The following is an 18,343-nucleotide window of genomic DNA, read 5'->3' on the forward strand; positions in this document are numbered from 1 at the left end:
TCCCCGCACCCGGCATCGATCCACAAAGGAGAGCCATGGACTCGATCGATCGTATCCTCGGCGACATTCCGCTTCCGCCCTACGTCACCGCCGAGGATGTCACCTTCGCGATCCGGGCGATCACCGTGCACGCGCCCGAGCAGTGGCCCGAGGGACCGCGCTGCCGCAACGACCGGGCACCCCACCCGTGCCGGCTGCACCGCTGGGGCCGGCGGGTGCTCGACCTGCGCGGGCTCACCGACCGGCAGATCCACACGCTGGTCGCCGAGCAGACGGCACCCGCGCGGTGATCTACGTGACCGGGGAACGCCTGCTGCCGCACCACGTCCGCGCCGCCTACTTCGACAGGCGTTGGCGGGGCTACGACCCGACCCAGGTGCGCGACCACCTCGACCGGGTCGCCGACGAACTCGACCGGCTGAGCCGTGATCTGGTCACCACGCGGACGGAAGCCGAGCGCGTCCGCCAGGCGCTGCGGCAGTGGCAGTCCAAGCATCGCGCCTGCCGCCACCGCGACCCCGACGCGCCGCCCGGCGGGTGGCCGGAATGACCGCGCCACGGTGGGTCCTCCACCTGCCCACCACGTTGACCAGCCCCGACGAGGCGACCGCCCTCGCGGTGGCCCTCCGCGACTCGCTCGGCCACATCACTGTCATCGACTTCGGCGAGACCACACTGAGCGAGGAGGACAGCCAGTTCGCGCGTACCCGGGTCTGGTGCGACGCCCGCCTCGACGGCGCCGGCCGGTGCGGGCACCGCAACGACCACGACGGGCCGTGCGCCGCGTGACCGGCCACCCGGTGCGTCAGGGGCGCGGGCGGTCGCGGTCCTTCGACGGCTGGACCCGCTTCGGCTCGCCGGGCATCTTCGGGTATTCCGGTGGATAAGGCATGTCGCCCAGGCCGTCGGCGGCGTCCCGCTCGGCCCACTCCAGCAGCGGTGTGATGTCCCACGGGGCGTCGTCGATGCCGGCGTGCGGGTCGCCGCGCTCGGCGAACCGGGCCGGCACCGTGCCCAGGTGGAAGTCGTCCGGGTCGACCTGCGGCAGCTCGTCCCAGTCGACGGGGGTGGAGACGGTGGCGCGGGCGTTGGCGCGCAGCGAGTACGCGCAGGCGATGGTGCGGTCCCGCGCCGTCTGGTTGAAGTCGACGAACACGCGCTCGCCGCGCTCCTCCTTCCACCAGGCGGTGGTGACCAGTTCGGGGCGGCGGCGTTCCAGTTCCCGGGCCAGCGCGATGGTGGCGCGGCGCACCTCCACGAACGTCCAGCGCGGCTGGATGCGCAGGTAGACGTGCACGCCCCGGCCGCCGGAGGTCTTCGGCCAGCCGGGCACGCCCAGCTCGTCGAGCAGACCGCGCAGCTCACCGGCGGCGGTCACCGCGTCGGCGAAGTCGGTGCCCGGCTGCGGGTCGAGGTCGACGCGCAGCTCGTCGGGGCGGTCGGTGTCGGCGGCGCGCACCGGCCACGGGTGGAACACCACTGTGCCCATCTGCGCGGCCCAGGCCACGTGCGCCAGGTCGGCCGGGCACAGCTCGTCGGCCTTACGCCCGCTCGGGAACGCGATCTGCGCGGTGCGGACCCACGGCGGCACGCCCCGTGCGGGTATCCGCTTCTGGAAGAACATCTCCCCCTCGATGCCGTCGGGGAAGCGCTGGAGCGTGGTGGGCCGGTCGCGCAGGGCGCGCATGATCCCGTCGCCGACTGCGACGTAGTAGCGGAAGACGTCGGCCTTGGTGAAGCCGCGCTGCGGGAAGATCACCCGATCGGGGCTGCTCAGCCGCACCGTGCGCCCGGCTACCTCGATCTCCTCGACCGCACCCTTGCCCGCCATCACGCGACCATATGCGATGCCACCGACACCCGACGTACCGTGGAACGGTGAGTCTTTCCGACAGCGAACTGCCCCGTACCGAGGACGAATGGCGCGTCCGGCTGAGCCCCGAGGAGTTCCGGGTGCTCCGCGAGGCCGGCACCGAGGCGCCCTGGACCGGTGAGTACGTCGACACCAAGACCCCCGGCGTCTACCACTGCCGGGCCTGCGGGCTGGAACTGTTCCGCAGCGACGACAAGTTCGACTCGCACTGCGGCTGGCCGAGCTTCGACGACGCCATCCCGGGCGCGGTCAAGGAGATCCCGGACAACACGCTCGGCATGCGGCGCGTGGAGATCCGCTGCGCGCGCTGCGACAGCCACCTCGGGCACGTCTTCGAGGGTGAGGGCTTCACCCCGAAGGACACCCGGCACTGCGTCAACTCGATCTCCGTGCGGCTGGAGCCCAGCGCCGGCTGACGGCGGCGTCACACCGACGGCGGCGTCAGAGTCGCAGCAGGCCGCCGGCCTCGTCCACCTGGTCGGCGGCCTCGTCGTCCAGCCACACCCCGCCGGTGGCGAGGTAGCGGAAGCGGTACTCCCCCGGCGCGAGCCGGACCGTCACGGTACGGGTGCCGTCGCGGCGCGGCACCAGCTCGTGGCGGCCGGGCTCCCACCCGTTGAAGCAGCCGACCACGCTCACCGTGCCGGCCGGGGTGTCCCGGGGCAGCGAGAACGTCACCCGGGTCTGGTTGCCGAAGAGCTTGTTGCGCTTGATCACGAATCCTCCGGGGAGTTTCGGCGGTCACCGGGGTCAACGCGCGACACGCCGGGAGCGACTCGCCGTGGGGCCGGATCAGGTTCGCCGGTTCCGGTTGCTCGATGGTGTCGTCTGCGCGACTCTCGGATGACAGGTCCGTTTTCGGGGGGTTTCGCATGGCTGCCTGCGAGGTTTGCGGCAACGACTACTGGATGGCGTTCGAGGTGCGCACCGTCGACGGGTCGCGGCACACGTTCGACTGCTTCGAGTGCGCGGTGCACAAGATGGCGCCGATCTGCGAGCACTGCCAGACCAAGATCGTCGGCCACGGCGTCGAGGTCTCCGGCCGCTTCTTCTGCTGCGCCCACTGCGCCCGCGCCGTCGAGGGCGAGCAGGGCGCCGAGGTACGCGACGCGGTCGGCGCCCGCCCCGCCTGACGCGTACCCTCGCGGGACGCCATCGGCGTCGATCCCCGGCTAGCATCCCTCCGGTGTCCCGACGGTTGATCATCGCGGCGGCTCTGACCACCGCTCTCGCCGGCTGCTCTCCCGCCACCGAGCCCGCCCCCGCCACCGATCCGGCCCTCGTCGCGCCCTCACCCACCGACGGCGGCGCCGCCGCGGCGCTGCGCGATCGGTACGCGGCGACCGGCCGCCTGGCCGGCCTGGCCGAAAAGCCCGAGAACGCCAGCGAGCAACTCGACTCCGACGGCGTCGCCTGTGGTCGCCCGCTGCCCCTGCTCGACCGGCGGCTCGTGGTGTCGACCCGGGTCTTCGGCACGCCGGAGGAGACACCGGCCGGCGAGTTCGTCGAGATCGCCCAGGAGACGGTGGTCTACCCGGACGAGGCGACCGCCGCGGACGCGGTCCGGCAGATCTTCGGCGTGCTGGAGGCGTGCGAGCGCGACGAGGAGGCCGGCCAGGTCACCGCCGGCCACACGGCCGGGAAGCTGCCCGCCGGGTTGGGCGTGCCGGGCCGGATGGTGTCGGCCACCATGACCCTGTCCGACGGCACCCGTTTCCCGCACCGTTACGGCTGCCTCCAGCAGGGCCGGGTGACCCAGTGCGTCTGGGTCTGGACCCGCTCGGCGGCCGACACCGGCACCTGGTTCGAACGCGCCGTGACCGCCACCGCAACCGGGCTGCGCGCGTCGAAGGGCTGAGCCGCGTCGGCCCGGGCGCGCGTGAGCCGGCACGCCGAACCACGTCGGGCCGGGGGTGCGCACGACCGGCCGCAGACGCGCCGCCTAACCTGGGCCGATGCCCGTCGAGTCCCACCTGGCCGGCTTCGCCGACCTGGACGCCAGCACCTTCCACGACCTGCTCCGGCTGCGCATCGACGTGTTCGTGGTCGAGCAGTCCTGCCCGTACCCGGAACTGGACGGCCGGGACGTCGAACCCGGCACCCGGCACCTGTGGCTGAGCCGCGACGGCGTCGTGGCCGCGTACCTGCGGATCCTGGCCGACCCCGGCGGCGTGGCGCGGATCGGGCGGGTGGTGGTGGCGCCGGCGGCCCGCGGCGCGGGCCTGGCCGGCGCGCTGATGACGCAGGCCCTGGCGGTGGTGGGTGACCGGCCGTGCGTGCTGGACGCGCAGACGCACCTGGTCGGCTTCTACGCCGGGTTCGGTTTCGCCGTCGACGGCCCCGGTTACGTCGAGGACGGCATCCCGCACACACCGATGCGCCGCGACCCGACTCATTGACGTTTGTCGCTTTTTGTGGCAGTGTGCGGGCGGAGCCGCCACGCGGGAGAGGGCAACTCCCGACAGTCCGGGCGTCGTGCACCGACACCTATCCCGGAGGCTTCCATGTCCACTCCGTACCGCCGCCCGTTACCGCTCGCGGCGGCGATCCTCGCCGTCTGCGCGGTGGTGGCGGCGCTGCTCACCACCGCGTTCTCCGGCCCGGCCTCGGCGCACGGGTCGGTGGTCGACCCGGCCTCGCGCGCCTACAGCTGCTGGCAGCGCTGGGGCGGTGACTTCCAGAACCCGGCCATGGCCACCCAGGACCCGATGTGCTGGCAGGCGTGGCAGGCCGACCCGAACGCCATGTGGAACTGGAACGGCCTGTTCCGCGAGGGCGTGGCCGGCAACCACCAGGGCGCCATCCCCGACGGGCAGCTGTGCAGCGGCGGCCGCACCCAGAGCGGCCGGTACAACGCGCTCGACACCGTCGGCGCCTGGAAGACGGTGCCGGTGACAAACAACTTCCGGGTCAAGTTCTTCGACCAGGCCAGCCACGGCGCCGACTACATCCGGGTGTACGTGACAAAGCAGGGTTTCAACGCGCTCACCTCGCCACTGCGCTGGAGCGACCTGGAACTGGTCGGCCAGATCGGCAACACCCCGGCCAGCCAGTGGACGCGTGAGGTCGACGGCGTGTCCATCCAGATCCCGGCGAACGCGCCGGGCCGCACCGGCCGGCACATCGTCTACACCATCTGGCAGGCCAGCCACCTGGACCAGTCCTACTACCTGTGCAGCGACGTGGACTTCGGCGGGTCCGGCCCGACCACCCCGCCGACCACCACCCCGCCCACCAGCACGCCGCCCACGAGCACCCCGCCGACCAGCCCGCCGCCGACCACGCCGAACCCGGCCGGTGGCTGCACCGCGACGTACGCGATCACCGGGTCGTGGGGCGGCGGCTTCCAGGCCGACGTGAAGGTCACAAACAGCGGCGGATCACCCATTCGCGGCTGGTCGGTGAGCTGGAACTACCAGAACGGCCAGCAGGTCAACTCGGCGTGGAACGCCAACGTGACCACGAGCGGGACGCTGGTGACGGCACGGAACGTGGCCTACAACGGCTCGCTCGCGCCGGGTGCCAGCACCTCGTTCGGCTTCACCGGGTCGGCCGGTGCGACGAACCCGGTGCCCGGCATCCTGTCCTGCACGACGACCGCCTGACGACTGCCATCCCGGTCGGGGCTCTGCTCGACACCCGCTGGGGTGTTAAGCGGGGCCCCTTCCGCTACCGCAGGCGTTAAGAAGGGGCCCTTCCTTTCACACCAGGCAGTTGACGATGTCGGCCACCGGGCGGCGGCGACCCGTGTAGAACGGGATCTCCTCGCGCACGTGCCGGCGAGCGCCGGAGGCGCGCAGGTCGCGCATCAGGTCCACGATCCGGTGCAGCTCGTCGGCCTCGAACGCCAGCATCCACTCGTAGTCGCCGAGCGCGAACGACGCCACGGTGTTGGCCCGCACGTCCGGGTAGCCCCGGGCCATCTTGCCGTGCTCGGCCAGCAGCTCGCGCCGCTCGGCGTCGGGCAGCAGGTACCACTCGTACGAGCGCACGAACGGGTAGACGCACAGGTAGGCGCGCGGCTGTTCGTCGTTCAGGAACGCCGGGATGTGGCTCTTGTTGAACTCGGCCGGGCGGTGCAGCGCCATCTGCGACCAGACCGGGGTGAGCGCCCGGCCCAGCGTGGTGCGGCGGAACCGCAGGTACGCGTCCTGGAGCGCGTCGCTGGACGACGAGTGCCACCAGATCATCAGGTCGGCGTCGGCGCGCAGCCCGGCCACGTCGTACGTGCCCCGGATCGTGACGTCCTTGCCGGCCAGCTCGGTGAAGAGCGACTCGACCTCGTCGACGACGTTCTCCCGCAGCGACGGCAGCGGGCTGCTGGCCCGGTACACCGACCACATCGTGTAGCGGATGGTCTCGTTGAGCTCCCGCAGCCGCGCCGCGTTGGTCTGCTCGGTCATGCTGCCGATCCTCCCAGTGCCGTGATGATCTCTTCGGCCGCCGTCTCGCCGGAGCGGACGCAGACCGGAATGCCGACGCCGTCGTAACCGGCCCCGGCCACTGCAAGCGTCGGGTGGGCGGCGCGCAGCGCCGTCCGGACCGCCGCCACCCGGGCCGTGTGCCCGGGCGTGTACTGCGGCAGCGCGCCGCCCCACCGCTGCACGTGCCGGGCCACCGGGACCGGCAGCGGCGCGCCGAGCACCGCCGACAGCTCCCGGTGCACCGCGTCGGCCAGGTCGTCGTCGGTGAGCTGCAACGATGTCTCGTCGCCGTACCGGCCCACCGAGGCGCGCACCAGCGCCAGCCCGTCCGGCCGCCGCAGGTGCCCCCACTTGGTGGTGAAGAACGTGGACGCCTTGATCGTCAGCCCCTCGCCGGCCGGCACCAGGAAGCCGGACAGCTCCGGCAGGGCCGGGCCGGGCAGGGCGAGGGTGATCAGGGCGACGCTGGCGTAGTCGAGCGCGCCCACCGTGTCGGCCGCCTCGGGCGCGGCGGTGGCGAGCAGCCGGGCCGCCGGGCGGGCCGGCACCGCGAGCAGCACCGCGTCGGCCTCGACGTGCTCGGCGTCGCGGGTCGGCCCGACGGTGAGCCGCCAGCCGTCCGGGGTGCGGCGCAGCTCGCGTACCGCGGCGCCCCGGCGGATCGTCGCCCCGCTCGCCGTCGCCGCCGCCTCGACCAGCGTGCTCAGCCCACCGGCGAGGGTGCCGAAGACCGGTGCGCCGGGCGCGCGCGGCGCGGCGGCCTGCGCGGCGCGTACCGCCCCGACGAGCGTGTGCTCGACACGGGCCGCGCGAGCCAGCGCCGGCATCGTGGTCACAAGCGACAGGTCGTCGGCCCGCCCGGCGTACACGCCGCCGAGCATCGGGTCGACCAGCCGCTCCACCACCGCGTCACCGAGACGCTTGCGGACCAGCTCACCGACCGAGGTGTCCTCGCCGTCGGCCAGCAGCGGGTGGCCCGCGTCGCGGTCGGCGTCCGCGGCCGGCGGCGCGACCGCCGCCACCTTGTCCAGATCCCCGGGTACGCCGACGAGCGTGCCGCCCGGCACCTGGTGCAACGTGCCGTCGACGAGCAGTGCCGCCTGCCCGACTGTGGGGTGCACGATCGAGGCGTCCAGGCCGAGGCGGCGGGCCAGCGTCACCGCCGCCGACTCGCCACCGGCCGGGTCGCGCATCAGGAACGACTCCGCGCCGAACTCGACCGGGCCACCTGCGAGCTCACCGGTGAACAGCTTGCCGCCGAGGCGGCCGGACTGCTCGTACACGGTGACCTCGGTGCCCTCGGGAGCGCGGTCGCGCAACCGGACGGCGGCGGCCAGCCCGGTGATCCCGCCACCGACTATCGCCACCCGCCACGGTCGCACCACTGTCTCCTCCTAGCGCTCCGGTCGCGCGGTCAGCTCGTGCACCAGCGCGACCACCCGGGTCAGCACCTCGGGGTCGGTCTCCGGCAGCACGCCGTGACCGAGGTTGAACACGTGGCCGGGCGCGGCCCGGCCCTGCTCGACGATGCGCCGCACCTCGGTCTCCACCACCGGCCAGGGCGCGAGCAGCACCGCCGGGTCGAGGTTGCCCTGCACCGCCTTGTCCGGCCCGATCCGGCCGGTGGCGACGTCCAGCGGGGTACGCCAGTCCACGCCCACCACGTCGGCGCCGGCCTCACCCATCGCGCCGAGCAGTTCGCCGGTGCCCACCCCGAAGTGGATCCGCGGCACCCCCGCGCCGGCGAGCCCGCCCAGCACGTACGTCGAGTGCGGCAGCACGAAGCGGCGGTAGTCGGCCTCGGAGAGCGCGCCGGCCCACGAGTCGAACAGCTGCACCGCTGACACCCCGGCGTCGACCTGCACCTGGAGGAACGCCAGCGTCACCTCGGCCAGCCGCGCGCACAGCGCGTGCCACAGGTCCGGGTCGCCGTACATCAGCGCCTTGGTCTTGGCGTGGGTGCGCGACGGCCCGCCCTCGACCAGGTAGCTGGCCAGCGTGAACGGGGCCCCGGCGAAGCCGATCAGCGGGGTGTCGCCCAGCTCGACGACGAGCCGGCGGACCGCCTCGTCCACGTACGACACGTCGTCGCGCCCGATCGGGTTGATGCGCTCGACGTCGGCCGCCGTACGGATCGGCTCGGCCACCACCGGGCCGGTACCGGGCACGATGTCCAGGTCGACGCCGGCCGCCGCGACCGGCACCACGATGTCGCTGAACAGGATCGCCGCGTCCACGCCGTGCCGGCGCACCGGCTGAAGCGTGATCTCGGTGACCAGGTCCGGTCGGCGGCAGGACTCCAGCATCGGCACGTTCGCCCGGATCTCGCGGTACTCCGGCAGCGACCGGCCGGCCTGGCGCATGAACCAGACCGGGGTGTGCTGGCCCGGCTCGCGCCGGCAGGCGCGGACGAAGGGCGAGTCGGCCGGCCCGCCGCGGCGGGGTTCTCCGTCTCGGGCGGCAGTGCCCGTGGTGTCGGTGGTCATCGCGGCAATCGTGCCACGCCCCCGGCGCGCGTCCGCGCTCACCGTCCGCATTTGTGACGTAGAAGGAAGACGCCTCCGGTGGAGCGGTGCCTTAACCGCCGATCACCCGGCGCGCCGTCGCGCGCGGCACGGTGGGTGCGACATAGGCTGCCCGCATGGCCCCCCCGATCGCGCTCCCGGAAACGTTCGCTCGCGCGGTCGCGGGGCTGCGGTCGGTGACACCCCGCCCGGAGATCGTCCTGGAGGAGGTCGGCGCACCGCAGCGGCTGGCCCCGTACGCGTTCGCGCTCTCCGCCGCGGTGCTGCGCGACGACGACGAGGTGGCCACCGGCCGGCTGATCCTGCTGCACGACCCGGCCGGGCACGAGGCGTGGCAGGGCACGCTGCGGCTGGTCACGTACGTCACCGCCGAACTGGAGGTCGAACTGGCCAGCGACCCGCTGCTGCCCGGCGTCGGCTGGACCTGGCTGACCGACGCGCTCGACGCGCAGGGCGCCGGGCACCGGGCGATCGGCGGCACCGTCACCCAGACGCTCTCCACCCGCTTCGGCGAGCTGGCCGGGCCGCCCGCCGCCGGTGACATCGAGATCCGGGCCTCCTGGACGCCGTTGCGCGCCGACCTGGGCCCGCACCTGCTCGGCTGGTGCACGCTGCTCGCGTCCACGGCCGGCCTGCCGCCGCCCGGGGTCACCGCGCTGCCGGCACGCCGCTCCTACGGCGCCGCCTGACCGCACCCGCTCGGATGCGCGAAGGCCGCCCCGGACGAACCGGGGCGGCCTCGAAGCGGACGCCGGTCAGAGGTAGTTCTCGGCCTCGTCGCAGATCTTGTCCAGACCCTTGCTGGCCGTCTCGAAGGCGGCCCGGTCGCCGCGCGACGCCGCCGCGATGGCGGTGGTCAGCTTGTCCAGGCAGTTCGCGATGACCTTCTTCTGCCGGGCCTGCTCGTCCCGGTCGTTCTTGGTGCCGGTCAGGTCCTGCTGGGTGTCCGACAGCCGCTCCTGGACCGTCTTCAGCTCACCCTTGAGCTTCTCGATCTCCTGCTGGTTCGTCGAGATGGTGCTGTCGCGCTGGCTGACCGTCTGCCGCGACTCGTCCAGGTCGCCGTTCGTCGAGACGTACAGGAACGTCATGACGCCGCCGAAGACGAACAGCAACGCGGCGACGAGGCCGAGCACCAGCGGCGCCCACCTCCGGCCGCCGCCCGCGGCCGGCGCGGGGCCCGCCGGGCCGTAGGGGCCGGGCGGCCCGGACATCGGCGGCGGCGCGAAGCCGGGGCCGGAGACCGGCGGGGCCGACGCGGGCGGGACCGACATCGGCTGCGCGTAGCCCGGCCCGGAGACCGGCGGCGCCGACATCGGCTGGGCCGGTGGCGGGGCGTATCCCGGCTGGGCCGGTGGCGGGGCGTATCCCGGCTGGGCCGGTGCTGCGGGCGGGTATCCGCCGTACCCGTGACCGTCCGGCACGCCGGGCTGCTGCACTGTCGGCGCGGGCTGGTTCGGGTCGTACTGCTGGGGCGCGGGCGGGCTGCCGTACGGGCTGCCGTAGACCGTGCCCCCCGGCGCCGGGGGCGGGTTCTCGCCCCCGGCCGGTGGGTAGGACATGTCGTTCCTCCAGATGTTCTGGTCCCCCGCGGGGTGGCCCGGTGGGCCGGGGTCGATGCGGTACGGACGGCCCACACCGGTGTGGGCCTGCGGTCAGCAGAGCCGGAACCGGTCGCAGGCCGTCTTGATCGGCACCGCCAGCCCGATGCCCTCGGCGTTGCGGGCCTTGGCCGTTGCGATGCCCACGACCTCCTTCGAGCCGTTGATCACCGGGCCGCCGGAGTTACCCGGGTTGATCGGCGCGTCGAACTGGATCACCGGCCCGCCGCCGCGCTCGTCGTCGCGGAACGCGCTGACCACGCCGGTGGTGACGCTGTCCTGCAACCCGAGTGGCGCGCCGACCACGATGATCTGCTGGCCGGACCGGACCGGGGCGCGGGCCGCGACCAGCCCGGTGAACTTGGCGGTGGCCTGCAACTGCGCCAGGTCCTTCTCCTTGTCGGTGGCGATGATCGTCGCCTCGAACCGCTGGTCCTTGCGCTCCAGGAACACCTTGCGCTCACCGGCGTTGAAGACCGCCTCGACCACGTGGAAGTTGGTGAGCAGCGTGGTACCGCCACCGGACGGCGCCTTGCCGACGGCGAACGCCGTACCGGTGAACTGCCCGGCCCGCACCCGGAACACGCTCGGCAGCACCGCGCTGGCCACCGCCTCCGGGTTGAACGCCGCGTCGGCCTGCTTCTCCAGGCTGCCGGCGCGCTGCTCCAGGCCGTCGAGCCGGCCGGCGTCGGAGTCCTGCCCCTCGGCCATCCGCTTGTCGGCGGCGGCGAGCCGGTCGTCGAGCCGGTAGATCTGGTACGCCTGCACGCCGGTGACCACGATCAGCACGGCGACCAGGGCCAGCGCCACCACCGCCACCCGGCTGCGCCGGGACGGCCGGCCGGCGGCGGGTGCGCCGACGGGGGCCGGCTGACCGGGGTACGCGGAGCCGGGCTGCCCCGGCTGGGACGGGGCGGACACCTGCTGGCCCGGGTAGGCGGGCGCGGACACCGGCCCGCCCGGGTAGCTGGGCGCGGACACCGGCTGGCCGGGATACGCCGGGCCGCTGCCGGGCGGGCCCGGGTAGGCCGGTGCGGCGGACCGCGAGGTCTGCGCCGGCACGGCGCCGAAGGACGACGGCTGGCCCGGCGTGGCGCCGTGGGAGGGCTGAGCCGGTGTCGTGCCGTAGGACGGCTGGCCCGGCGTGGAGCCGTAGGACGGCTGGCCCGGCGTGGAGCCGTAGGAGGGCTGAGCCGGCGTGCTGCCGTAGGACGGCTGGGCCGGCTGGGCCGTGGCGGGCGGGGTCGCGACGCCGGACGAGGACGCGTAGGCGCTGGTCCGCGGCGTGCCGGCCGGGTCCGGGTCACCCGGGTAGCCGGCGGGCGACGGGACGGCGGCCCGGGCCGACTGCGCCGGGTAGCCGGAGGCCCCGCCCCACTCGGGCGCTCCGCCGAACGATCCGGGCACCGGCGCCGGAGCGGCGGGCGGGGCGAAGCGCGGCGGCAGCGGTCCCGGCCGGTCGGCTGCCGTGTCGCCGCCGCCCTGCCCCGGCACGTCGTCGCCGGTTCCGTACCCGCCTGTCATGCTCGCCCGTCCTCCCCGTCGGCTTCGCCGACGCCCCCCGACCGCTGTGGTCCGGCCCGTACGCCGTTCGCGGCTCGATGGACCGTACCGGCGGGATCGGGCTTTGTCTTCCCTCTTGTCCGACCCTCTCACGGCTCCGCAACCCGTGCTTTCCGGTCACCTGCCGGCCATCGCGCCGACACGCGCCCGACCGGCTGCGCACACCGGATCGTCCGGCCTACTAGGGTTGTCAGGTGACCGACGAACCACCCCTGCGCCGTCGGGCCGCCGAAAGCCGTACCGGGGAGGCATCCGCCCAGCCGACGCCGGCCCTGCCGGAGCCGGCGGACGCGGGGACCGAGACCGATCCGGACGCGGCCGTCCCCCTGACCGCGCCGCGCGACGGCACGCCCGCCCCGGTGGCCACACCCGCCGAGTTGGACGAGGTCGTGGCCCGCTTCGCGGCCGGCACCGGCCCGGTGGCCCTGGACGCCGAACGCGCCTCCGGCTACCGCTACAGCCAGCGCGCCTACCTGGTGCAGTTGCGCCGGGCCGGCGCCGGCACCGCGCTCATCGACCCGCTGCCGCTGCCCGACCTGTCCGCCCTGGACGCGGCGATCGCCGACACCGAGTGGGTGCTGCACGCCGCCAGCCAGGACCTCGCCTGCCTGGCCGAGGTGGGGCTGCGCCCGCGGCGGTTGTTCGACACCGAACTGGCCGCCCGGCTGGCCGGGTTCGAGCGGGTCGGCCTGGCCGCGCTGACCGAACAGCTACTCGGGTACAGCCTGGAGAAGCACCACTCCGCCGCCGACTGGTCCAGCCGGCCGCTGCCGGAGTCCTGGCTGACGTACGCGGCGCTCGACGTCGAACTGCTCGTGGACCTGCGCGACGCGCTGGACGACGAGTTGCGGCGGCAGGGCAAGTCCGGCTGGGCGGCAGAGGAGTTCGACGCGCTGGTGCGGGGCGGCGCCCGCCCGCCGAAGGTGCGCGCCGAGCCGTGGCGGCGCACGTCCGGCATCCACCGGGTACGCGGCGCCCGCGCCCAGGCCCGGGTGCGCTCCCTCTGGTACGCGCGGGACCAGATCGCCTCCCGCCGGGACGCCGCGCCGGGCCGGGTGCTGCCCGACTCGGCCATCGTGGCCGCCGCCGAACTCGACCCGAAAGACGAGAAGACGCTGCTCACGCTCCCCGGTTTCGGTGGGCGTTCGGTGCGCCGGCTGGCGCGTACCTGGCTGGCGGCGCTCGACGACGCACGCCAGTTGCCGGACGACGCGCTGCCGGTGAGCCCGGCCGTGGAGGGGCCGCCCCCGCCGCACCGGTGGGCCGAACGCGACCCGGTGGCCGCCGGTCGGCTCGCCCGCGCCCGGGAGGTGGTGGTCGGCACCGCCGGGGCGCACCGGCTGCCGGCGGAGAACCTGATCGCGCCGGACTCGATCCGCCGGCTGGCCTGGCAGCCACCGGCTGAGGTCAGCGACGGGACGGTTGCGGACGCGCTACGCGGGTACGGAGCCCGCGAGTGGCAGATCGGGCTGCTCCTGCCCGCCCTGACGGAGGCGTTGCGCACCCCGCAGCAGTGACATCGGCGGCGGCGGTGTGAGGTGGGCCACGCGGGGGGTGGTGCCACGTCTGGTTACTGACGAGTAGCATCCGGGGAAATGCCCGTGCCGAGGGAGGCTCCAAGTGCCCCGTGAAGTTCGGGATGTCGTCTTCGTCGACGGCGTCCGTACCCCGTTCGGCAAGGCGGGTGGGATGTACGCCAACACCCGCGCCGACGATCTGGTGATCCGCTGCATCCGCGAGCTGATGCGCCGCAACCCGCAACTGCCGCCGGAGAAGGTGGAGGAGGTGGCCATCGCCGCCACCACCCAGATCGGTGACCAGGGCCTGACCATCGGCCGTACCGCCGCCCTGCTGGCCGGCCTGCCCAAGACCGTGCCCGGCTTCGCCATCGACCGGATGTGCGCCGGCGCGATGACCGCCGTCACCACAGTGGCCAGCGGCATCGCCATGGGCGCGTACGACGTGGCCATCGCCGGCGGCGTCGAGCACATGGGCCGCCACCCGATGGGCGAGGGCGTCGACCCCAACCCGCGCATCGTCGCGGAGAAGCTGGTCGACCCGTCCGCCCTGGTGATGGGCTCCACCGCGGAGAACCTGCACGACCGCGTCCCGCACATCACCAAGGAGCGCACCGACGCGTTCGCGCTGGCGTCGCAGCAGAAGACCGCCAAGGCGTACGCCAACGGCAAGCTCCAGGGCGACCTGGTGCCGGTGGCGACCCGCGACCCGGAGACGGGCTGGGGCCTGGCCGCCGTGGACGAGGCGCCCCGCGACACCTCGATGGAGAAGCTGGCCGGGCTGAAGACCCCGTTCCGGCCGCACGGCAAGGTCACCGCCGGTAACGCGGCCGGCCTGAACGACGGCGCCACCGCCGCGCTGCTGGTCGCCGAGGAGACCGCCCGCGAGCTGGGCCTGCCGGTCGGCATGCGCCTGGTGTCGTTCGGCTTCGTCGGCGTCGAGCCCGAGGTGATGGGCGTCGGCCCGATCCCGTCGACCGAGAAGGCGCTGCGCATCGCCGGCCTGAGCATCGACGACATCGGCCTGTTCGAGCTGAACGAGGCGTTCGCGGTGCAGGTGCTCGCCTTCCTCGACCACTTCGGCATCGCCGACGACGACCCGCGGGTCAACGCGTGGGGCGGCGCGATCGCCATCGGTCACCCGCTCGCGTCCTCCGGCGTCCGGCTGATGACCCAGCTCGCCCGCCAGTTCGCCGAGCACCCCGAGGTCCGCTACGGCCTCACCGCCATGTGCATCGGCATCGGCATGGGCGGCACCGTGATCTGGGAGAACCCGCACTGGGAGGGTGGAGATCAGTGAGCGCGAGGAGTGAGCTTGCGAGCCCCGCAGTCGCGAACGAAGGAGTCGCAGTGAGCCTCGCCGCACCGAACGAGGTCGTCACCAAGGCGCTGCTGCGCCAGGTGGCCGTACCCGGGCTGGACCGGCCCGCCGCCCTCATCACGCTGGACAACGGCTTCGACCACACCAAGCCGAACACCTTCGGCCCGGCCGGCCTGACCAGCCTGGACGAGGCGATCACCGCCGCGCTGGCGGCGGAGCCGGCGTTCATCGCGGTCACCGGCAAGCCGTACATCTTCTGCGTGGGCGCGGACATCACCAGCCTGCCCGCGCTGGAGAACCGCGACCAGGCGCTGGAGATCGGCCGGCTGGGCCACCGGGTCTTCGCCCGGCTCAAGGACAGCACCGTCCCCACCTTCGCGTTCGTCAACGGCGCGGCGATGGGCGGCGGCCTGGAGCTGGCGCTGCACTGCCACTACCGGACGCTGTCGGCGGGCGCGGCGGCCCTGGCGCTGCCCGAGGTCTCGCTCGGCCTGATCCCCGGCTGGGGCGGTACGCAGCTGCTGCCGAACCTGATCGGCATCCCGGCCGCGACGCAGGTCATCATCCAGAACCCGCTGATGCAGAACAAGATGCTCAAGCCGAAGCAGGCGGCCGAGATGGGCGTCGCGGACGTGCTGCTGGAGCCGGCCGACTTCCTGGAGCGGTCGCTGGAGTGGGCCGCCGGCGTCGTCCGGGGCGAGGTCACCGTCACCCGGCCCGAGGTCGACAAGGACATGTGGGCGGGCGTGCTCTACTTCGCCCGGCAGACCCTCGACCAGCGGCTGCACGGCGCGGTCCCGTCCGCGTACAAGGCGCTCGACCTGCTGGAGACGGCGAAGGACGCCGATTTCGCCACCGGCACCGCGGCGGAGGACGAGGCCCTCGCGGACCTGGTCTTCTCCGAGGAGCTGCGTAGCGGCCTGTACGCCTTCGACCTGGTGCAGCGGCGGGCCAAGCGCCCGGCCGGGGCGCCGGACAAGGGCCTGGCCCGGCCGGTCACCAAGGTGGGCATCGTCGGTGCCGGCCTGATGGCCAGCCAGCTCGCGCTGCTGTTCGCCCGGCGGCTCCAGGTGCCGGTCGTGATGACCGACCTGGATCAGTCCCGCGTGGACAAGGGTGTGGGCTACGTGCACACCCAGATCGAGAAGGCCGTCAGCAAGGGCCGGATGGACAAGGGCACCGCGGCCAAGCTGTACGGCCTGGTCAGCGGCTCGGTCGACAAGTCCGTCTTCGCCGACGCCGACTTCGTCATCGAGGCCGTGTTCGAGGACCTGGGCGTCAAGAAGCAGGTCTGGGCGGAGCTGGAGAAGATCGTCAAGCCGGAGGCGGTGCTCGCCACCAACACCAGCTCGCTGTCCATCACCGAGATGGCCGCCGAGCTGGAGCACCCGGAGCGGGTGGTCGGCTTCCACTTCTTCAACCCGGTCGCGGTGCTGCCGCTGCTGGAGATCGTCCGCGGCGAGCGGACCGACGACGCCACGCTGGCCACCGCGTTCGCTGTCGGCAAGCAGCTCAAGAAGTCGTCGGTGCTGGTCTCCGACGCCCCGGCATTCGTGGTGAACCGGCTGCTGACCCGCTTCCTCGGCACCGTGTTCGCGGCCGTCGACCAGGGCACCCCGCTGGACGTGGCGAACAGCGCGCTGGACCCGCTGGGCCTGCCGATGCGCCCGCTGGCGCTGCTGCAGCTCGTCGGGCCGGCCGTGGCGTACCACGTCGGCGGCACCCTGCACGAGGCGTTCCCGGACCGCTTCGGCGTCAGCGAGAACCTCAAGCGGATCGCCGACTCGGGCCAGCCGATCGTGGTCGACGACCAGATCAACGACGAGGTGGCGAAGCTGCTCGTGGTCGGCGACCAGCCGCTCACCGCCGAGCAGGTCCGGCAGAACGCGCTGGACGCGCTGGCGCAGGAGATCCGGCTCATGCTCGACGAGGGCGTCGTCGCCGAGGCACAGGACATCGACCTGTGCATGATCCTCGGCGCCGGCTGGCCGTTCCACCTGGGCGGCGTCACGCCGTACCTGGACCGGACCGGCACCTCCGAGCGGGTCACCGGCAAGCGCTTCCTGCCGCGCGGCGTGGCCAGCCTGCGCTGACCGGCACAAACACATCGATCGCGGTGGTCGGGCTGTCCGTTCCGGACGGCCCGGCCACCGCGATCGGCGTCTGCGGCCCAGGTCACGGGTAGGTCGCGGTTTGGCGACGCCGCCCTTGGGCGGACAGCGGGCTGTCGGTGGGGCTGGCTACGATCACGCGTCCAGTTTTCTCACAGGAGCTGCCTACATGTCCCAGCCGCCGTCCAGTCCCTACTCCGGCAACTACCCCTCCCCCCAGCAACAACCCGGTGGCTACCAGCCGCCGCAGCAGCCGCAGTACGGCGGCGACTACCCGCAGAACCCGCAGCAGCCGCAGTACGGCAGCCAGCTCGGTGCGCCGGTCCCGCCGAAGAAGAAGTCCGGCGTCGGCAAGATCCTGCTGATCGTCCTCGCGGTGGTCCTGGTGCTCTGCGTCGGCGGCGGTGTCGCCGCCTACTTCGCCACGAAGGACACGGTCGACGAGGTGGTCACCGCCACCAAGACGCGGGTGGTCGAGCCGCAGACGCTCGGCGGCCGGCCGAAGGTCACCGACCCGCAGCTGCAGAGCGCCGCGACGCAGATGAAGGCCTCGCTCAGCAAGGACGTGCCGGACGCGACGAGCACGGCCGGCGCCTTCTACGGCGACCCGGCGAAGAAGGACCTGGTCATGATCGTCGCCGTGTCCGGCGTCATGGCCGACCCGAAGAAGGAGCTGAACGACGCCGTCACGGCGGTCACGCCGGACCTGGGCACCACTGACTTCAAGACGGTCGACGCGGGTCCGCTCGGCGGCGACGCCAAGTGCTCCGACGGCAAGGCCTCGGGTGAGCAGGTGGCCGTCTGCATCTGGGCCGACCGGGGCAGCCTCGGCATGGTCGTCGTCTACTTCAAGTCCGCCGCGGAGCTCCAGAAGGAGTTCGTCACCATGCGGGGCGAGATCGAGAAGCAGGACTGACACCCGTCACGCACCGGGCCCCCGCCGTCACGGCGGGTGCCCGGTGTCGTTTCCGGATCAGGCGGACGCGGCCCGTTCGACCCAGCTCCGGCAGACGCAGAACTCGTTGCCCTCGGGGTCTGCCAGCACCACCCAGCCGCTTCCGTCCGGCCGGCGCCGGTCGGCCACAAGCGTGGCGCCGAGGTCGCGCAGCCGCGCCACCTCCTCGTCCCGGGTGCCCTCGGCCGGGTGCAGGTCGATGTGGAACGCGCCCTTGCCGTGCCGCTCGCCCACCCGGACGAACAGCAGGTCGGGCCCCTGTCCGGCGGGGGCGGCGAGGACCGCCTCCGGGTCGTCCGGGTGGTCGTCGTCGGCGAGCTGCCGGTCGAGCACGCGGGCCCACCAGCCGGCCAGGGTGTACGGATCGTCGGACTCGACGGTCACGCAGTGGATCTGTGCACTCATGGTGCTTCCTCCTGTGGGGAACGCGCCCCGGCGGAGTGGGACGTCAGC

General features: G+C 73.4%; 20 protein-coding genes and 1 pseudogene. 13 read left to right on the forward strand and 8 right to left on the reverse strand.

Annotated features, from left to right (window positions below; translation table 11 throughout):
* The first annotated feature begins 35 nt into the window (after positions 1-35).
* From AB0C17_RS00330 to AB0C17_RS00340, 3 genes and pseudogenes are all read left to right on the forward strand, one after another.
* The gene (locus AB0C17_RS00330; protein WP_357476115.1) at positions 36-290 is read left to right on the forward strand and encodes a hypothetical protein; all 255 of its coding nucleotides are present in this window, start codon (positions 36-38) and stop codon (positions 288-290) included.
* Positions 287-550 (forward strand): DivIVA domain-containing protein, encoded by a 264-nt coding sequence (locus AB0C17_RS00335; RefSeq protein WP_357476117.1) that lies wholly within the window; start codon positions 287-289, stop codon positions 548-550. Before AB0C17_RS00330 ends, AB0C17_RS00335 begins: the two co-directional genes overlap by 4 nt.
* Positions 547-786: pseudogene (locus AB0C17_RS00340) on the forward strand (hypothetical protein); the annotation flags it as partial. The gene AB0C17_RS00335 and the pseudogene AB0C17_RS00340, both read left to right, overlap by 4 nt.
* Before the next feature lie 19 nt (positions 787-805).
* On the opposite strand, the gene ligD reads toward AB0C17_RS00340, so the two are convergent.
* On the reverse strand, positions 806-1,831 hold the full coding sequence (ligD, locus tag AB0C17_RS00345; RefSeq protein WP_357382717.1) for a non-homologous end-joining DNA ligase: 1,026 nt from the start codon (positions 1,829-1,831) through the stop codon (positions 806-808).
* Between the two features lie 47 nt (positions 1,832-1,878).
* Between ligD and msrB the strand changes: the two genes are divergently transcribed.
* The gene (msrB, locus tag AB0C17_RS00350) at positions 1,879-2,289 is read left to right on the forward strand and encodes a peptide-methionine (R)-S-oxide reductase MsrB (protein WP_357476120.1); all 411 of its coding nucleotides are present in this window, start codon (positions 1,879-1,881) and stop codon (positions 2,287-2,289) included.
* A gap of 25 nt (positions 2,290-2,314) precedes the next feature.
* On the opposite strand, the gene AB0C17_RS00355 is transcribed toward msrB, so the two are convergent.
* The gene (locus AB0C17_RS00355; RefSeq protein ID WP_151500414.1) at positions 2,315-2,590 is read right to left on the reverse strand and encodes an isoamylase early set domain-containing protein; all 276 of its coding nucleotides are present in this window, start codon (positions 2,588-2,590) and stop codon (positions 2,315-2,317) included.
* A gap of 155 nt (positions 2,591-2,745) precedes the next feature.
* Between AB0C17_RS00355 and AB0C17_RS00360 the strand changes: the two genes are divergently transcribed.
* The 4 genes from AB0C17_RS00360 to AB0C17_RS00375 all read left to right on the forward strand — a co-directional run bounded on the left by AB0C17_RS00360 (position 2,746) and on the right by AB0C17_RS00375 (position 5,478).
* Positions 2,746-3,006, forward strand: coding sequence for a Prokaryotic metallothionein (locus tag AB0C17_RS00360; protein WP_121686440.1), 261 nt, complete (start codon positions 2,746-2,748; stop codon positions 3,004-3,006).
* A 53-nt stretch (positions 3,007-3,059) separates the two neighbouring features.
* Positions 3,060-3,731: a hypothetical protein gene (locus tag AB0C17_RS00365; RefSeq protein ID WP_357382712.1), complete on the forward strand. Its 672-nt coding sequence runs from the start codon at positions 3,060-3,062 to the stop codon at positions 3,729-3,731.
* A 97-nt stretch (positions 3,732-3,828) separates the two neighbouring features.
* Complete coding sequence (locus AB0C17_RS00370) at positions 3,829-4,272, forward strand: GNAT family N-acetyltransferase (RefSeq protein WP_357382710.1); 444 nt, start codon at positions 3,829-3,831, stop codon at positions 4,270-4,272.
* 105 nt (positions 4,273-4,377) lie between these two features.
* A complete protein-coding gene (locus AB0C17_RS00375; RefSeq protein WP_357382708.1) occupies positions 4,378-5,478 on the forward strand; it encodes a lytic polysaccharide monooxygenase in 1,101 nt (366 codons plus the stop codon).
* A 96-nt stretch (positions 5,479-5,574) separates the two neighbouring features.
* Here the strand turns inward: AB0C17_RS00375 and hemQ are convergent, their stop codons facing one another.
* Genes hemQ through hemE form a run of 3 tightly spaced genes read right to left on the reverse strand, consistent with a single transcriptional unit; the run spans position 5,575 to position 8,783 of the window.
* On the reverse strand, positions 5,575-6,276 hold the full coding sequence (hemQ, locus tag AB0C17_RS00380; RefSeq protein WP_357382706.1) for a hydrogen peroxide-dependent heme synthase: 702 nt from the start codon (positions 6,274-6,276) through the stop codon (positions 5,575-5,577).
* Complete coding sequence (gene hemG / locus AB0C17_RS00385) at positions 6,273-7,682, reverse strand: protoporphyrinogen oxidase (RefSeq protein ID WP_357382704.1); 1,410 nt, start codon at positions 7,680-7,682, stop codon at positions 6,273-6,275. Before hemG ends, hemQ begins: the two co-directional genes overlap by 4 nt.
* 9 nt (positions 7,683-7,691) lie before the next feature.
* The gene (hemE, locus tag AB0C17_RS00390; protein ID WP_357382702.1) at positions 7,692-8,783 is read right to left on the reverse strand and encodes a uroporphyrinogen decarboxylase; all 1,092 of its coding nucleotides are present in this window, start codon (positions 8,781-8,783) and stop codon (positions 7,692-7,694) included.
* 155 nt (positions 8,784-8,938) lie between these two features.
* On the opposite strand from hemE, the gene AB0C17_RS00395 reads away from it, so the two are divergent.
* Positions 8,939-9,511: a DUF3000 domain-containing protein gene (locus AB0C17_RS00395; protein ID WP_357382700.1), complete on the forward strand. Its 573-nt coding sequence runs from the start codon at positions 8,939-8,941 to the stop codon at positions 9,509-9,511.
* A gap of 66 nt (positions 9,512-9,577) precedes the next feature.
* On the opposite strand, the gene AB0C17_RS00400 is transcribed toward AB0C17_RS00395, so the two are convergent.
* On the reverse strand, positions 9,578-10,384 hold the full coding sequence (locus AB0C17_RS00400) for a hypothetical protein (RefSeq protein WP_357382698.1): 807 nt from the start codon (positions 10,382-10,384) through the stop codon (positions 9,578-9,580).
* A gap of 93 nt (positions 10,385-10,477) precedes the next feature.
* Entirely contained in the window at positions 10,478-11,947 is a 1,470-nt protein-coding gene (locus AB0C17_RS00405) for a trypsin-like peptidase domain-containing protein (protein WP_357467474.1), read from the reverse strand.
* 233 nt (positions 11,948-12,180) lie between these two features.
* On the opposite strand from AB0C17_RS00405, the gene AB0C17_RS00410 reads away from it, so the two are divergent.
* From AB0C17_RS00410 to AB0C17_RS00425, 4 genes are all read left to right on the forward strand, one after another.
* Entirely contained in the window at positions 12,181-13,503 is a 1,323-nt protein-coding gene (locus AB0C17_RS00410) for a ribonuclease D (RefSeq protein ID WP_357382696.1), read from the forward strand.
* A 103-nt stretch (positions 13,504-13,606) separates the two neighbouring features.
* A complete protein-coding gene (locus tag AB0C17_RS00415) occupies positions 13,607-14,803 on the forward strand; it encodes a thiolase family protein (protein WP_357382694.1) in 1,197 nt (398 codons plus the stop codon).
* A 50-nt stretch (positions 14,804-14,853) separates the two neighbouring features.
* Positions 14,854-16,917 (forward strand): 3-hydroxyacyl-CoA dehydrogenase NAD-binding domain-containing protein, encoded by a 2,064-nt coding sequence (locus tag AB0C17_RS00420; RefSeq protein WP_357382692.1) that lies wholly within the window; start codon positions 14,854-14,856, stop codon positions 16,915-16,917.
* A gap of 187 nt (positions 16,918-17,104) precedes the next feature.
* Positions 17,105-17,851 (forward strand): hypothetical protein, encoded by a 747-nt coding sequence (locus tag AB0C17_RS00425; protein WP_357382690.1) that lies wholly within the window; start codon positions 17,105-17,107, stop codon positions 17,849-17,851.
* 57 nt (positions 17,852-17,908) lie between these two features.
* Here AB0C17_RS00425 and AB0C17_RS00430 read toward each other — a convergent pair whose 3' ends face one another.
* Complete coding sequence (locus AB0C17_RS00430; RefSeq protein ID WP_357467471.1) at positions 17,909-18,295, reverse strand: VOC family protein; 387 nt, start codon at positions 18,293-18,295, stop codon at positions 17,909-17,911.
* Positions 18,296-18,343: the final 48 nt, after the last annotated feature.

Origin of the sequence: Micromonospora sp. NPDC048887 (assembly GCF_040649715.1) — a bacterium.
Lineage (GTDB): Bacteria > Actinomycetota > Actinomycetes > Mycobacteriales > Micromonosporaceae > Micromonospora.

Coding starts and splice junctions, on each gene's coding strand:
- AB0C17_RS00395 (WP_357382700.1), top strand. CDS start 8,939: ATGGCCCCCCCGATCGCGCTCCCGGAAACGTTCGCTCGCGCGGTCGCG.
- AB0C17_RS00360 (WP_121686440.1), top strand. CDS start 2,746: ATGGCTGCCTGCGAGGTTTGCGGCAACGACTACTGGATGGCGTTCGAG.
- AB0C17_RS00405 (WP_357467474.1), bottom strand. CDS start 11,947: ATGACAGGCGGGTACGGAACCGGCGACGACGTGCCGGGGCAGGGCGGC.
- AB0C17_RS00425 (WP_357382690.1), top strand. CDS start 17,105: ATGTCCCAGCCGCCGTCCAGTCCCTACTCCGGCAACTACCCCTCCCCC.
- AB0C17_RS00400 (WP_357382698.1), bottom strand. CDS start 10,384: ATGTCCTACCCACCGGCCGGGGGCGAGAACCCGCCCCCGGCGCCGGGG.
- hemE (WP_357382702.1), bottom strand. CDS start 8,783: ATGACCACCGACACCACGGGCACTGCCGCCCGAGACGGAGAACCCCGC.
- AB0C17_RS00330 (WP_357476115.1), top strand. CDS start 36: ATGGACTCGATCGATCGTATCCTCGGCGACATTCCGCTTCCGCCCTAC.
- AB0C17_RS00430 (WP_357467471.1), bottom strand. CDS start 18,295: ATGAGTGCACAGATCCACTGCGTGACCGTCGAGTCCGACGATCCGTAC.
- ligD (WP_357382717.1), bottom strand. CDS start 1,831: ATGGCGGGCAAGGGTGCGGTCGAGGAGATCGAGGTAGCCGGGCGCACG.
- AB0C17_RS00370 (WP_357382710.1), top strand. CDS start 3,829: ATGCCCGTCGAGTCCCACCTGGCCGGCTTCGCCGACCTGGACGCCAGC.
- hemQ (WP_357382706.1), bottom strand. CDS start 6,276: ATGACCGAGCAGACCAACGCGGCGCGGCTGCGGGAGCTCAACGAGACC.
- AB0C17_RS00375 (WP_357382708.1), top strand. CDS start 4,378: ATGTCCACTCCGTACCGCCGCCCGTTACCGCTCGCGGCGGCGATCCTC.